Annotated in this window: 12 protein-coding genes; 8 read left to right on the plus strand and 4 right to left on the minus strand. The window is 61.0% G+C overall.

Translation table 11 applies throughout. From position 1 onward, the window contains the following. Positions 1–147 precede the first annotated feature (147 nt). Positions 148–399: a sulfurtransferase TusA gene (tusA, locus tag GFU70_RS09145; RefSeq protein ID WP_014339369.1), complete on the plus strand. Its 252-nt coding sequence runs from the start codon at positions 148–150 to the stop codon at positions 397–399. Here tusA and GFU70_RS09150 read toward each other — a convergent pair. After that, complete coding sequence (locus GFU70_RS09150; protein ID WP_319017039.1) at positions 396–1802, minus strand: MATE family efflux transporter; 1407 nt, start codon at positions 1800–1802, stop codon at positions 396–398. The two genes, tusA and GFU70_RS09150, sit on opposite strands and share 4 nt — an antisense overlap. 280 nt (positions 1803–2082) lie before the next feature. On the opposite strand from GFU70_RS09150, the gene pdxB reads away from it, so the two are divergent. Then, positions 2083–3225, plus strand: coding sequence for a 4-phosphoerythronate dehydrogenase PdxB (pdxB, locus tag GFU70_RS09155; RefSeq protein WP_058544624.1), 1143 nt, complete (start codon positions 2083–2085; stop codon positions 3223–3225). Positions 3226–3418: 193 nt separating this feature from the next. Here the strand turns inward: pdxB and GFU70_RS09160 are convergent, their stop codons facing one another. Beyond that, positions 3419–3598: a PA1571 family protein gene (locus GFU70_RS09160; RefSeq protein ID WP_153387905.1), complete on the minus strand. Its 180-nt coding sequence runs from the start codon at positions 3596–3598 to the stop codon at positions 3419–3421. A 249-nt stretch (positions 3599–3847) separates the two neighbouring features. Here GFU70_RS09160 and GFU70_RS09165 point away from each other — a divergent pair, with 249 nt between their 5' ends. Then, entirely contained in the window at positions 3848–5629 is a 1782-nt protein-coding gene (locus GFU70_RS09165; RefSeq protein WP_165826041.1) for an ABC transporter transmembrane domain-containing protein, read from the plus strand. A gap of 110 nt (positions 5630–5739) precedes the next feature. Here the strand turns inward: GFU70_RS09165 and GFU70_RS09170 are convergent, their stop codons facing one another. Then, entirely contained in the window at positions 5740–7668 is a 1929-nt protein-coding gene (locus GFU70_RS09170) for a transglycosylase SLT domain-containing protein (RefSeq protein WP_153387906.1), read from the minus strand. A gap of 215 nt (positions 7669–7883) precedes the next feature. On the opposite strand from GFU70_RS09170, the gene GFU70_RS09175 reads away from it, so the two are divergent. Next, positions 7884–9803, plus strand: coding sequence for an ATP-binding cassette domain-containing protein (locus tag GFU70_RS09175; protein ID WP_058544628.1), 1920 nt, complete (start codon positions 7884–7886; stop codon positions 9801–9803). 182 nt (positions 9804–9985) lie between these two features. Here the strand turns inward: GFU70_RS09175 and GFU70_RS09180 are convergent, their stop codons facing one another. Next, the gene (locus GFU70_RS09180) at positions 9986–10426 is read right to left on the minus strand and encodes a universal stress protein (protein ID WP_058544629.1); all 441 of its coding nucleotides are present in this window, start codon (positions 10424–10426) and stop codon (positions 9986–9988) included. Positions 10427–10528: 102 nt separating this feature from the next. Between GFU70_RS09180 and GFU70_RS09185 the strand changes: the two genes are divergently transcribed. The 4 genes from GFU70_RS09185 (at position 10529) to GFU70_RS09200 (ending at position 15258) form a co-directional block, all read left to right on the plus strand. Next, a complete protein-coding gene (locus tag GFU70_RS09185; protein WP_058544630.1) occupies positions 10529–10966 on the plus strand; it encodes a hypothetical protein in 438 nt (145 codons plus the stop codon). 592 nt (positions 10967–11558) lie between these two features. Further along, on the plus strand, positions 11559–13706 hold the full coding sequence (gene fadB / locus GFU70_RS09190; RefSeq protein ID WP_058544631.1) for a fatty acid oxidation complex subunit alpha FadB: 2148 nt from the start codon (positions 11559–11561) through the stop codon (positions 13704–13706). A 30-nt stretch (positions 13707–13736) separates the two neighbouring features. Further along, entirely contained in the window at positions 13737–14912 is a 1176-nt protein-coding gene (gene fadA, locus GFU70_RS09195) for an acetyl-CoA C-acyltransferase FadA (protein WP_024618393.1), read from the plus strand. A gap of 109 nt (positions 14913–15021) precedes the next feature. Then, positions 15022–15258: a DUF1653 domain-containing protein gene (locus GFU70_RS09200; RefSeq protein WP_058544632.1), complete on the plus strand. Its 237-nt coding sequence runs from the start codon at positions 15022–15024 to the stop codon at positions 15256–15258. The last annotated feature ends 58 nt before the right edge of the window (positions 15259–15316 follow it).

The raw sequence follows: 15316 nt of genomic DNA on the forward strand, positions 1-15316 counted from the left end.
TGCCTGCATCGCGGGCAAGCCTTGCTCCCACAGGCTTACTCTTACATGTCTGCTATTCCACGTTTTGCTTTCATATGTTTGCGAGTTCACAGGCTTTGCTCAGAACCGACATTGCGCGACAATGCCGGCCAGCTTCAGGAGTAGAACATGAGTGAAATGAACGACACGCCGGTCGACGGCACGCTGGATGCCACGGGTCTGAATTGCCCGGAACCGGTGATGATGCTGCATCAGCACATCCGCGACCTGGTTCCCGGTGGGCTGCTGAAAGTGATCGCCACCGACCCCTCGACTCGCCGTGACATCCCCAAGTTTTGCGTGTTCCTGGACCACGAACTGGTGGCCCAGCAGGAGGAAGCGGGCACTTACCTCTACTGGATCCGCAAGAAACTCGCTTAACCCGTCGAGCGGCTGAGGCGGATCTGCTTGCGCGCGCTGCGTGCCAGGCGGATCGACAGCATCAGCGCCGCGCAGCTCAAGCCTACGATCAGGCCTTGCCACAACCCGCTCGGGCCGCTGGCGGCGCCGAGCCTGTCGGTCAGGCCCAGGGCGTAACCCACCGGCAGGCCGATGCCCCAATAGGCGAACAGGGTCAGGATCATCGTCACCCGGGTGTCCTGGAAGCCGCGCAACGCGCCTGCCGCCGTGACCTGGATCGCGTCGGAAAACTGGAACAGCGCCGCGTAGACGATCAGCATCGAAGCCACGTCGATCACCACCGGATCGGCGGTATAGATCGCCGCGATAGGCCCGCGCAGTGCGAACATCAGGCTCGCCGACAGGCAGGCGTACGCCAGGGCCGTGCCCATGCCCACCCCAGCAGCGAAGCGCGCTTCGCGCGGCTGGCGACGGCCCAGGGCCTGGCCGACTCGCACCGTGACGGCCATGCCCAGGGAGTAGGGGATCATGAACACCAGGGAGCTGAAGTTCAGGGCGATCTGGTGCCCGGCCACCACCGTGGCGCCGAGGCTGCCGATCAGCAGCGCGATCACCGCGAAAATACTCGACTCGGCGAACACCGCAATGCCAATCGGCAAGCCGATGCCCAGCAGGCGTTTGATGACCGCCCATTGCGGCCAGTCGTAACGGCTGAACAACCGACTCGACTGATAGGCCGGCGCCCACCGGGCCCAACCGGCCATGCCCAGGGCCATGACCCACATCACGATGGCCGTGGCCCAGCCACAACCAACGCCGCCCATGGCGGGCACGCCCAGGTGCCCATAGATGAAGATGTAATTGAGCGGAATGTTCAGCGCCAGCCCGCACAACCCCAACACCATCGCCGGCCGCGTGCGCCCCAGGCCGTCGCTGAAGCAGCGCAGTACGTGATACAGCGCCACGGCCGGCAGACCCGTGCCGATGCCCCGCAGGTATTCCATGCATGGGCCGATCAGTTCGGGGTCCACATTCATGATGTGCAGGATCGGCTCGGCGCTGAGCAGCGCCAGCGTCGCGATCAACCCCACCACCAATGCCAGCCACAGCGCCTGGCGCACCAGCGGCCCGATTTCGTCGAACGTACCGGCGCCGAAGCGCTGGGCAACTTTCGGCGTGGTTGCCAGCAATGTGCCGGTCATCAACAGGAACACCGGCACCCAGATCGAGTTGCCCAGGGCCACGGCCGCCAGGTCCCGTGGGCCGACCCGGCCGGCCATCACTGCATCGACGAACCCCATGGCAGTGGTTGCCAGTTGCGCCACCATGATCGGCAACGCCAGGGCCAGCAGGGTCCTGAGTTCCAGGCGAACCCGTGCCGGGCGGGAGAGGGTGGTGGTGGGGGCGTCGATGACAGGATTCACAGGGCAAGCGTCCGAAAAGGTTAAGCGCAAGGCGGCGAATTCTACGCCTTGACGCAGTGGTCAGGAAAAAACCTGTGTTGTGGATTTGTAATCGTTCTTTCGCCTGTGGGAGCAAGGCTTGCCCGCGATGAAGATGATGCGGTCTCCTTGGGAACCGAGGCGCCTGCATCGCGAGCAAGCTTTGCTCCCACATAAATCCCCTCGCCACAACATTCGCTTCGGGTAATGCACAGGCTCAACGGAACGCCTACACTGCCCCTCCCGCCAAAGGAGCTCTGCCATGCTGATCGTCGCTGACGAAAACATCCCCCTGCTTGATGCGTTTTTCCAAGGTTTTGGTGAAATCCGCCGGGTACCGGGCCGGGGGATCGACCGGACGATGGTTGAGCAAGCCGATGTGCTGTTGGTGCGTTCGGTCAGCCAAGTCAATCGGGCCCTGCTGGAAGGCAGCAAGGTGCGCTTCGTCGGCACCTGCACCATCGGCACCGATCACCTGGACCTGGACTATCTTGCCGAGGCCGGTATCCGCTGGGCCAGTGCGCCAGGCTGCAATGCCCGTGGCGTGGTGGACTATGTACTGGGCAGCCTGATGACCCTGGCTGAAATCGAAGGCGCGGACCTCAAGCAGCGCACCTTCGGCGTGGTCGGTGCCGGCCAGGTGGGCGGGCGGTTGATCGAGGTGCTCAAGGGGCTGGGCTGGACCGTGAAAGTCTGCGATCCGCCGCGTCAGGCCGCCGAGGGGGGCGACTATGTGAGCCTGGAGCAGATCATCGAGCAGTGCGATGTGATCAGCCTGCACACACCGTTGACCCGCGACGGCGAGCAACCGACCTGGCACCTGTTCGACGAAGCGCGTCTGAACCAGCTCAAGCCCGGGACCTGGCTGATCAATGCGGCCCGCGGTCCGGTGATCGACAATGCCGCGCTACGCGAAGTGTTGCTGGAGCGCGAAGACCTGCAAGCGGTGCTGGATGTCTGGGAGCAGGAGCCCACCGTGGATGTGGACCTGGCCGACTTGTGCGTGATTGCCACACCGCACATTGCCGGTTACAGCCTCGATGGCCGCCAGCGTGGCACTGCCCAGATCTACCAGGCCTTGTGCGCTTTCCTGGAGCGACCGGTTGAAGTCAGCCTCAGCGACCTGCTGCCTCGGCCCTGGCTGGGTGGCATCACCCTGGACGCCGGAACCGACCCGGCCTGGGCGTTGGCGGCGCTGTGTCGGAGCGTGTACGACCCCCGTGGCGACGACGCGAACTTTCGCCGCAGCCTGGTGGGCACGGTCGGCGAACAACGCAGCGCGTTCGATGCCTTGCGCAAGCATTATCCACCACGGCGGGAAATCGACAGCTTGAAGGTTTGTATCGACGGGCAGTCGGCGGTCTTGCAACAGATCGTGACGGCGCTGGGTGCCACTGCCATCTAGCGCGGAGCGCTATTGTGGCGAGGGAGCTTGCTCCCGCCGGCTGCGCAGCAGTCGTCGCTTTTTGGAAACTGGGGTTGCTTCGCAACCCAGCGGGAGCAAGCTCCCTCGCCACAAAAGCCTGGCCCAAAACCTGCAAAATCAACAGGCATAAAAAACCCGACATCAAGGTCGGGTCCAATCGAGACGGGCTGTATCACTGTTGTTCGGCAGGCTTGACCAGTCGTTTTTCCAGCTCGCTGCAGGCTTTGCGGATCATGTCTTCGGTGATCGGTACTTCGCGCCCTTGGGCATCGATGAACGAGCAGCCCAGGGACTGGTCCGGTTGCGTGCGGATTACTTGAATCTTGTCGTCGCTGCTGTGTTGCAAGGACATGGCCTGTCTCCTCATCAGGTTGTGTGCCTACTTTAATGTCGCCAGGTGACCGAGCCATGACACTCCTTGTAGGTTCATGGCGACATCTCCACTCAATCAGAAACACAGTTGCGTTTCCAGCCGGACTTTAGACCGATAACATCTAGCCACTAGTCGTAGTGGTCATATTTAACCTGACTCATTCTGATTCAATTTGGTTCCGCTACGCTTTGGCGTCGCTGGCCGGCCTTTTTCCTGCTGCATTATCGGATGCCCTTGATGCTTTCTTCCCGACATCGCCGTGCCATACGCCTGGCCAGTGGCTTCATCGCCCCTTACCGCAAACAGGTCGCCGGCGCCTTGCTGGCTCTGATTGTCACTGCCGGTATTACCTTGTCCATGGGCCAAGGCATCCGGTTGCTGGTGGACCAGGGCTTCATGACCCGCTCGCCGCATCTGCTCAATCAATCCATCGGCCTGTTCATGGTGCTGGTGGTCGGGTTGGCGATCGGGACGTTTTCACGTTTTTACCTGGTGTCCTGGATCGGCGAGCGGGTGGTGGCCGATATCCGGCGGCAGGTCTTCAACCACCTGGTGTACTTGCACCCCGGCTTCTACGAAAACAACCGCAGTTCGGAAATCCAGTCGCGGCTGACCGCCGATACGACCTTGCTGCAATCGGTGATCGGTTCGTCGCTGTCGTTGTTTTTGCGCAACGCCTTGATGGTGGTCGGCGGCATCGTGTTGCTATTCATCACCAACCCCAAGCTGACCAGCATCGTGGTGATTGCCCTGCCGCTGGTATTGGCGCCGATCCTGGTCTTTGGTCGTCGGGTGCGCAGTTTGTCGCGCCAGAGCCAGGACCGCATTGCCGATGTCGGCAGCTACGTCTCCGAAACCCTCGGCCAGATCAAGACCGTGCAGGCCTACAACCATCAGGTCCAGGATGAACAACGTTTTTCCGTGACCGTGGAGCAGGCCTTCGACACCGCCCGCAAGCGCATCGCCCAGCGTGCCTGGCTGATCACCCTGGTGATCGTGCTGGTGCTGGGCGCGGTGGGGGTGATGCTCTGGGTCGGGGGCATGGACGTCATCGCCGGGCGGATTTCCGGCGGTGAGCTGGCAGCGTTCGTGTTCTACAGCCTGATCGTCGGCAGCGCCTTCGGCACGCTGAGCGAGGTGATCGGCGAGCTGCAACGGGCGGCGGGTGCGGCAGAGCGCATTGCCGAGTTGCTGCGTTCGCAGAACATCATCCAGCCGCCGGCTTCAGGCCTTGTCACCTTGCCGGAGCGAGTCCGGGGCGATTTGCGCCTCGAAGGCGTGCGTTTTTCCTATCCCTCCCGACCGGACAGTTATGCGGTCGACGGCCTCGACCTGACCATCAAGGCCGGCGAGACCCTGGCCCTGGTCGGGCCTTCCGGTGCAGGCAAGTCGACGGTGTATGACCTGCTGCTGCGCTTCTACGATCCGGTGCAAGGGCAGATCCTGATCGACGATGTGCCGTTGACTCGACTCGATCCGCTGGACCTGCGCCGCCACTTCGCCCTGGTTTCACAAAACCCGGCGCTGTTTTTCGGCACGGTCGAAGAGAACATCCGCTACGGCAACCCGCAAGCGACGTCCGAGCAGGTGCGTGAGGCCGCGCAGATCGCCCACGCCCACGACTTCATCGAAAAAATGCCCGACGGCTACCAGACCCACCTGGGCGACGGCGGCCTGGGCCTGTCCGGCGGGCAGCGCCAGCGCCTGGCCATCGCTCGGGCGTTGCTGGTGGACGCTCCGATCCTGCTGCTGGATGAGGCCACCAGCGCCCTCGATGCGCAAAGCGAACACCTGATCCAGCAGGCCCTGCCCAGCCTGATGAAAAACCGCACGACCCTGGTCATCGCCCACCGTTTGGCCACGGTGAAAAACGCCGACCGGATCGCGGTGATGGACCAGGGCAAAGTGGTTGCCGTGGGCACTCACCAGGAGCTGGTTGCCAGCAATGCGCTGTATGCGCGGTTGGCGGCGTTGCAGTTCAATGTGGGGCTGGAGGCGGCAACCGACTAGGTATGGCGTCCACATGAATCCCCTGTCGGAGCGAGTAACCGACCAAAAAATGCCCACATCTTTCGATGTGGGCATTTCTTTTTCTTCTCAGCAACAGCTTGCGCTAATAATCACTGATCATCGAAATACCGCTCATGCCAATCCACCAGCGGTTGCGGCGAGTTGAGTTTCTGACCGTAGATCACCGAGTACGACAACACGTTCTGCACGTATTGGCGGGTTTCGTCGAATGGGATGCTTTCGACCCAGACATCGAAGCTCAAGTGGTCGGCGCCGCGCAGCCACTGGCGCACGCGACCGGGGCCGGCGTTGTAGGCCGCCGAGGCCAGGACGCGGTTGCCGTTGAACTGGCTGTGAACCTGGCTCAGGTAGGCCGCGCCTAACTGGATGTTCTTGTCCGGGTTCAACACTTGCCGTGGCGAGGCCAGGGGAATGCTGAACTTGCGCGCGGTTTCCTTGGCGGTGCCAGGCATCAGTTGCATCAGGCCGGTGGCGCCGACGCCGGAGCGGGCGTCGTCCATGAAGGCGCTTTCCTGGCGGGTGATCGCGAACACCCAGCTCGAATGCAGGCCACGGACCTTGGCCTCGCGCACCAGGGTGTCGCGGTGGGCCATCGGGAAGCGGATGTCCAGGTCGTCCCAGTATTTGGCCTGGCTGATGGTGCGAATGGCCGGGAAATACCACTTCAGGTCATAGGCCAGTTTGGCTTGGGCGACCATTTCGTCCCGGTTGAAATGACGACTGACGTGATACCACTCGCGGCGTCCGTCGACGATGTCTCCGCGGGCGTGGAACTCCAGGGCCCGACGTATGCCCGGCGTATTGCAAACCTTGTTGATCAGCGCCTGGCTCAATACCAGTGGCTTGTTGATCAGAGAGTACGGCGACTGGGAACGGTCGGCGGCCAGGAAGCCATAGAAATCCCGTTCCCGGGCCAGGTGCTTGTAGAGCTCCAGCGCCTCGGGGTTCTGCGGCTGTGCCAGCTCCAGCGTGCGGGCCTGCCAATATCGCCAACGGTTGGTGCTGGCCAGCGACTCGGGCAGGCGGCGGGTCAGTTTGTAGGCATCGTCCCAGCGAGCCAGGCGCAGCAGCAGGCGCAAGCGCCACTCCGAAACGGTGTCATCGCGCAGTTCCGGGTCGTATTTCGTCATCACGCCCAAGGCCCGGCTGTCAAAGCGCTTGGCCAGGGTCAGGCCGATTTCCCGGGCGATCGCCACTTTTTCATCCCGGGAAAAGTGCATGGTGCTGGCATAGCCGTCCAGCAGCGCCATGGCTTTTTCCGGATCCTGGCGGGCCAGGCGACGCAGGCCGAGGCTGACGATATCGGCCATCGGCTCATCGGCCGGGCTGAAGCGCGAAGGCTGGTTGAGCAGATCGGGCTTTTGCGCCACGTCCACCAGCAACTTGCCACGGGGGGCGAGGGTGGTCAGGCCGCTGACCAGGCTGTTGGCCAGCGGGAAGTTGCGGGCCTGGGCCGCCAGTTTTACGCGCGCCCAGCGTTTCTGTTCGGTCAATTGGCCCTGGGAGGCCCATAGGCCGAACAGCGCATCGCACGCCTGGGGCTGGGATTTGGCGGAGAGCCACAACTTTTCGGTGTTGGCATAGCCTTCGGCCTTCAAGCCATGGCTGAGCTGGTACTGGGCGTTAAGGCAGTCCAGTTCGGTGAAATTGAGCTTGGGGTCGTAATACTTGACGAAGGTCTCCCAATCGCCGCGTTCGCTCAGCCAACGCAGCCAGCGCAACTTCATCCAGTTGGCCTGGGGCAGGTCGCCATGTTCGGCGAGGAACTTCTCGATTTCGGCGTTGCTGGCGCTCTTGAGGCGGGCGGTCAGCTCGTCATAGGCCAGGTACGGCTCCAGCGGATAATCGCGCAGGGCCTGGCTATAGCGAAAGTAGGGACCGGAATCACCTTTGGCCAAGGCGCGCTTGGCCTCGTCGTAATATTGGCGTTGAGTGGAGATATCCACCGCCTGCGCGGATTGAACGGCAGTGGCACATACAAAAAGACACGATAAAACACTGAAAAGGCGACTGCGCATGAGACATCCGGGCATAAAAAAAACATGACAAGCCCAAGGGGTAACCCAGGGTAACTGTCTGTAGCTTAGCCTTTTGCCAGCAGCTGGCGAAAGCTTTGCGGGTCCGTCGGTGCAAGTTCGCAACATTTGTCATGCAGAGTGCTTCGGTGGCGAAATTGGCGGACCCCTGAGGCCTCATCTCAGGTAGAATGCGCGCCCGGTTTTTGGAGAAGCTCATGACCCTGCTCAAATTCAGCGATGTGTCCCTTGCTTTCGGCGCGATGCCGTTGTTGGACAAGGTGTCCTGGCAGATCGCCCGTGGTGAGCGGGTGTGCATCATCGGCCGCAACGGCACTGGCAAGTCCAGCATGATGAAGCTGGTCAAGGGCGATCAGAAGCCCGATGACGGCTCGGTCTGGCGCGCGCCAGGCCTGAAAATCGGCGAATTACCCCAGGAACTGCCGGTGGCCGACGAGCGGACTGTGTTCGACGTGGTCGCCGAAGGCCTGGACGGTGTCGGCGCGCTGTTGGCCGAGTACCACCACCTGAGCCAGAACATCGTCACCGATGCCGATCTGGACAAGTTGATGCACGTGCAGCACGACCTTGAAGCCCGAGACGGCTGGCGTCTGCAGCAATTGGTCGACAGCACCCTGAGCCGCCTGCAACTGCCGGCCGACAAGACCCTGGCCGAGTTGTCCGGCGGCTGGCGTCGCCGCGTCCTGCTGGCCCAGGCCCTGGTCTCCGAGCCGGACCTGCTGCTGCTCGACGAACCGACCAACCACCTGGACATCGGCGCCATTGCCTGGCTTGAAGAAGCCTTGAAGGACTTCCAGGGGGCGGTGCTGTTCATCACCCACGACCGTTCCTTCCTGCAAAACCTGGCGACCCGCATCCTTGAACTGGACCGTGGCGGCCTGATCGACTGGAACGGCGACTACGCCAGCTTCCTTGTACACAAGGAAGCGGCGCTGGCGGCGGAAGAAACCGCTAACGCGTTGTTCGATAAGAAACTGGCCCAGGAAGAAGTCTGGATTCGCCAGGGTATCAAGGCGCGTCGCACCCGCAATGAAGGCCGTGTGCGGGCGCTCAAGGCCTTGCGCATGGAACGCAGTGAGCGTCGCGAGCGCACCGGCAAGGCCAACATTCAGTTGGATACCGCTGACAAGTCCGGCAAACAGGTGATGGTCCTTGAGAACGTGAGTTTCGCGCACCCGGGCGGCCCGTTCCTGATCAAGGACTTTTCCATGGTCCTGCAACGTGGCGATCGCATCGGACTGCTGGGTGCCAACGGCACTGGCAAGACCACCTTGCTCAAGCTGATGCTCGGCGGCCTGGTGCCGACCAATGGCAAGGTGGAGGAGGGCACGAAGATCGACGTCGCCTACTTTGACCAGTTGCGCCATCAGTTGGACCTGGAAAAGACCGTGATCGATAACGTGGCCGAAGGTCGCGATTTCATCGACATCGACGGTCAGAGTCGCCATGTGCTGAGCTACCTCGGTGATTTCCTGTTCAGCCCCCAGCGTGCCCGTACGCCGGTCAAGGCGCTGTCGGGGGGCGAGCGCGCCCGTCTGTTGCTGGCCAAGTTGTTCAGCAAGCCGGCGAACCTGCTGGTGCTCGACGAACCGACCAACGACCTGGACGTGGAAACCCTGGAGTTGCTGGAGGAGGTGTTGCTGACCTTCAACGGTACTGTGCTGATGGTCAGTCACGACCGGGCATTCCTCGACAACGTGGTCACCAGCACGCTGGTGTTCGAAGGCGAAGGCCTGGTGCGTGAATACGTCGGTGGTTATCAGGACTGGCTGCGCCAGGGCGGCTCACCGCGTCTGCTGGGAGTAACCGAGAGCAAGTCCGGCAAGGCCGACCTGAATTCGGCCGTGGTCAAGGCCGAGCCGGCCCCGGTAGCTGCCGCAGCGGCCCCGGCACCGGCCAAGAAGAAACTCAGCTACAAGCTGCAGCGTGAGCTGGAGGCGCTGCCGGGTGATATCGACGCGAAGGAACAGCAGATCGCCGCGGTGCAAGCGCAGATGGCTGAGGCCGGCTTCTACCAGCGACCTGCTGCCGAAACCGCCAAGGTCATCGCGCAGCTGGAGCAGTTGCAGGCCGAGCTGGACGCACTGCTCGAGCGCTGGGCTGAACTGGACGCTTGATTCATTGAGGTAAGAAATCCTGGCGCTCAGCGATGAGCGCCGGGATTTTTATTTGAAACGCTATTCCCCTGTAGGGGTGAGCCTGTGGGAGCAAAGCCTGCTCGCGATGAACGATAACGCGGTCATTCGACAGACCGAGATGCCTTCATCGCGAGCAAGCTTTGCTCCCACAGGTTCAGGGGTCATGTGCGCTTGATCAGGTGCACCGCCAGCACGTCGCAGGGCGCGCCATGCAGCACGTCGTTGGCGGTCGAGCCCAACAACAGCGCCAGGCCGTGGCGACCATGGCTGCCGACCACAATCAGGTCGCAACCCTGTTCCTTGGCCAGGTGATGGATCTCCTGGCGCGGCTGGCCGTAGGTCAGGTGGCTGAATTCCTTTTTCAGGGCAGGGTATTTCACGATCAGTCGGTCAAGGCGTTCCTTGGCTTGGTCGAATTGCTGCTGCTGCAACTGGGAAAGGTCCATGGGGACGTCGCCACCGAAGGCCATGGCCATCGGTTCGACGATATGCACCAGCGAAAGCTTGGTGTCCCGGCCTTCACAAAGGGCGAGGGCGCGCTTGACGACCGGATCGCATTCTTCAGTGAGGTCGACGGCGACCAGAATGTGTTCGTAGTACATGGGAAGCACTCCAGAGAATTGCAATACGGTAAGTATGGCTGGTTTCAAGCGCATTGACGGCGACATGGCTCAATGGGCTCATCAGAATTCGGGAGTACGAATATGACGGTCTGGATAGTGGTGTCAATCCTGTTGGTGGTGTTAAGCCCCTTGGCATGGTTGCGTCCGTCCCGTGTTCAGAGCGGTCGCATGGCCCTGCGCATGGAGGCACGACGCCTGGGCCTGGCCATGCAGCTGGCGCCGCAGGAGTGGCCGCACTGGCTCGGCCAGCAGCCGCCAAACCCTTGCGCGCAGTACCACCGGCCCCGGCGCGGCAAGGAACCGGCGGCCTGGAGCTATTGGCAGACCGCGCCGGGCGTGTGGGTCAACCAATGGCGGGAAGTCTGCCAGGATGAGGCGCTGCTCAATCATTTCGAAAAATTGCCGGCCAACGTCTATAAGGTCGAAGCCGACCGGCAAATGATCGCCTTGTACTGGGGCGAGAAGGGCGAAGCCACTGTTTTGCAGGACATTGCCAGCACGCTCAAGGCGCTGGCCTGAGCGAATTTAGCTGCGTAGGAGCTGTCGAGCGGAGCGAGGCTGCGATCTTTACCCGGGCCATTGAGTCTCAAGCGAAAGATCGCAGCCTTCGGCAGCTCCTACAGGCATAAAAAAGCCCGACAGTCTCATCGGGCGGGTTGGCCAGGCAGGCCGGTAATCAAACGCGTACCAGGGCGTGCGTTCGTAACGCCCTTCACTCCCAAATGTTCAATCGCGCTCCCGACAGCGTAGTCGGCTGGATCCGGTATGTCTGGAATTAGGGCGATTTTTCTAATTATTGATCCTATGAATAGCTGCTCATGCGGCGCCGTGTTGCGGATCCGTACGGTACGGAAATGACCGTGAAGTCGCGTTCACGCCTGTGTTTAGGGCGATTGACAATTGTCGGAAATTCCGTGAAGGTGACGTACCCAAATCAAACGGGCGTATGAATTGAGCGTTTGTATTTTCAGAATGCTCCTACAGACCCCGACTATCGCGTTGACGGGTGTGCCTGGCGGATTGGCGTAGCATCGACGGTAAACGTCAATGCCCAACCAGTGGTCAGCGTTCAACGTGTACTGTTCAGCTTCCATATCGTGGAGATCAGTTGATGATTTACGAAGGTAAAGCCATCACGGTTAAGGCTCTTGAAAGTGACATCGTCGAATTGAAATTCGACCTCAAGGGTGAGTCCGTCAACAAGTTCAACCGTCTAACCCTGAATGAATTGCGTCAGGCCGTGGACACTATCAAGGCAGATGCTTCGATCAAGGGTGTGATCGTCAGCAGCGGCAAGGACGTGTTCATCGTCGGTGCCGACATCACCGAATTCGTCGACAACTTCAAGCTGCCCGATGCCGAACTGATCGCTGGCAACCTCGAAGCCAACCGTATTTTCAGCGACTTCGAAGACCTCAACGTACCGACCGTCGTGGCCATCAACGGCATCGCCCTGGGTGGCGGCCTGGAGATGTGCCTGGCGGCGGATTACCGCGTCATGTCCACCACGGCCAAGATCGGCCTGCCGGAAGTCAAGCTGGGCATCTACCCAGGCTTCGGCGGAACCGTGCGCCTGCCGCGCCTGATCGGTGCCGACAACGCCATCGAGTGGATTGCCGCCGGCAAGGAAAACCGTGCTGAAGATGCGCTGAAAGTGGGTGCAGTGGATGCCGTGGTCGAACCTGGCAAGCTCCAGGAAGCGGCCCTTGAAACCCTCAAGCGCGCCATCAGCGGTGAGTTCGACTACAAGGCCAAGCGTCAGCCGAAGCTGGAAAAACTCAAACTCAACGCCATCGAACAAATGATGGCCTTCGAAACCGCCAAGGGTTTCGTGGCCGGCCAGGCAGGCCCGAACTACCCGGCGCCGGTCGAAGCGATCAAGACCATCCAGAAAGCCGCGAATTTCGGTCGCGACAAGGCCCTGGAAGTCGAGGCTGCTGGCTTCGTCAAGCTGGCCAAGACCTCGGCTGCGCAAAGCCTGATCGGTCTGTTCCTCAATGACCAGGAACTGAAGAAAAAGGCCAAGGCCTACGACGAAATCGCCAGTGACGTGAAGCAGGCTGCGGTACTCGGTGCTGGCATCATGGGGGGTGGTATCGCCTACCAGTCGGCGTCCAAAGGTACGCCGATCCTGATGAAGGACATCAACGAACACGGGATCGAGCAGGGCCTGGCCGAAGCCGCCAAGCTGCTGGTCGGCCGTGTCGACAAAGGTCGCATGAGCGCTGCGAAGATGGCCGAAGTGCTCAACGGCATTCGTCCGACCCTGTCCTACGGCGATTTCGGCCATGTCGACCTGGTGGTCGAAGCCGTTGTCGAGAACCCGAAGGTCAAGCAGGCGGTACTGGCTGAAGTCGAAGACCAGGTCAAAGAGGACACCATCCTGGCCTCGAATACCTCGACCATCTCCATTTCGCTGCTGGCCAAGGCCCTCAAGCGTCCGGAGAACTTCGTCGGCATGCACTTCTTCAACCCGGTGCACATGATGCCGCTGGTGGAAGTGATCCGTGGCGAGAAGTCCAGCGAACATGCCGTTGCCACCACCGTGGCCTACGCCAAGAAAATGGGCAAGAACCCGATCGTCGTCAACGACTGCCCGGGCTTTTTGGTCAACCGCGTGCTGTTCCCGTACTTCGGCGGTTTCGCCAAGCTGGTCAGCGCCGGTGTGGACTTCGTGCGCATCGACAAGATCATGGAAAAATTCGGCTGGCCGATGGGCCCGGCGTACCTGATGGACGTCGTCGGCATCGACACCGGCCACCACGGTCGCGACGTCATGGCCGAAGGCTTTCCGGACCGCATGAAGGACGATCGCCGTTCGGCTGTCGATGTGCTCTACGAAGCCAAGCGCCTGGGCCAGAAGAACGGCAAGGGCTTCTATGCCTACGAGACAGACAAGCGCGGCAAGCAGAAGAAAGTCGCCGATTCGTCGGTGCTGGAAGTGCTCAAGCCGATCGTCTACGAGCAGCGCGAAGTCACCGACGAGGACATCATCAACTGGATGATGATCCCGCTGTGCCTCGAAACCGTGCGTTGCCTGGAAGACGGCATTGTCGAAACCGCCGCCGAAGCCGACATGGGTCTGGTCTACGGTATCGGTTTCCCTCCATTCCGTGGCGGTGCGCTGCGCTACATCGATTCGATCGGTGTGGCTGAGTTCGTTGCCCTGGCTGACCAGTACGCTGATCTGGGCGCGCTGTACCACCCGACCGCGAAGCTGCGTGAAATGGCCAAGAACGGCCAGAGCTTCTTCGGTTAAGCGCCCAACGACTAGAGCGAGAGAACATTTATGAGCTTGAATCCTAGAGACGTCGTGATTGTCGACTTCGGTCGTACGCCGATGGGCCGCTCCAAGGGCGGCATGCACCGCAACACCCGCGCCGAAGACATGTCGGCGCACCTGATCAGCAAGCTGCTGGAGCGTAACGTCAAGGTCGACCCCAACGAAGTCGAAGACGTGATCTGGGGCTGTGTGAACCAGACCCTGGAGCAGGGTTGGAACATCGCCCGCATGGCCTCGCTGATGACCCAGATCCCTCACACGGCGGCGGGCCAGACCGTCAGCCGCCTGTGCGGTTCGTCCATGAGCGCGCTGCACACCGCCGCCCAGGCGATCATGACCGGCAACGGTGACGTATTCGTCGTCGGTGGTGTCGAGCACATGGGCCACGTGAGCATGATGCATGGCGTCGATCCGAACCCGCACATGTCGCTGTACGCGGCAAAAGCCTCGGGCATGATGGGCCTGACTGCGGAAATGCTTGGCAAAATGCACGGCATCACCCGCGAACAGCAGGACGCCTTTGGCGTGCGCTCCCACCAGCTCGCCCACAAGGCGACCGTGGAAGGCAAGTTCAAGGATGAGATCATCCCGATGCAGGGCTACGACGAGAACGGCTTCCTGAAGCTGTTCGACTACGACGAAACCATTCGTCCGGAAACTACCCTGGAAAGCCTGGCGGCCCTCAAGCCGGCATTCAATCCGAAGGGCGGCACCGTGACAGCCGGTACCTCGTCGCAGATCACCGACGGTGCCTCGTGCATGATCGTGATGTCGGCCCAGCGTGCCCAGGACCTGGGTATCCAGCCGATGGCGGTGATTCGTTCGATGGCTGTGGCGGGTGTGGACCCGGCGATCATGGGCTATGGTCCAGTACCGGCCACGCAGAAAGCCTTGAAGCGTGCAGGCCTGGGTATTGCCGATATCGACTTCTTCGAACTCAACGAAGCTTTCGCCGCACAGGCCCTGCCAGTGCTGAAAGATTTGAAAGTGCTCGACAAGATGAACGAGAAGGTTAACCTGCACGGCGGCGCGATCGCCTTGGGTCACCCATTCGGTTGCTCCGGTGCGCGTATTTCCGGCACGCTGCTCAACGTCATGAAGCAGAATGGCGGCACCTTCGGTGTGTCCACCATGTGCATTGGCCTCGGCCAGGGCATCGCCACTGTCTTCGAACGCGTCTAAGCGTCGCGTTGATGGAAGCCGGGGCCAAGTGCCCCGGTTTTTGTTTTTTCGGGTTTAGTAAAAAAAAGATTTTGTTTTTATTTTGAAAAAATTTGAGTGAGTGCCAAGCATGCCGATACAACCTGGGCTCTACCAACATTACAAAGGTCCGCAGTACCGCGTATTCAGTGTCGCGCGGCATTCCGAGACCGAGGAAGAAGTGGTCTTCTATCAAGCCCTGTATGGCGATTACGGCTTTTGGGTGCGTCCCTTGAGCATGTTCGAGGAGTCCGTTGAGGTTGACGGCGAACAGGTGCCACGCTTTGCTTTGGTGCAGGCCGAGGAGAGCATTTTTTCCAAGCCTTGAGGCCGGTATGTGGGCAACCCTGCGCTTGACCTCACCTTGCAGCCACTATATATAGCGG

It is taken from the genome of Pseudomonas brassicacearum, assembly GCF_009601685.2.
Classification (GTDB): domain Bacteria; phylum Pseudomonadota; class Gammaproteobacteria; order Pseudomonadales; family Pseudomonadaceae; genus Aquipseudomonas; species Aquipseudomonas kilonensis_B.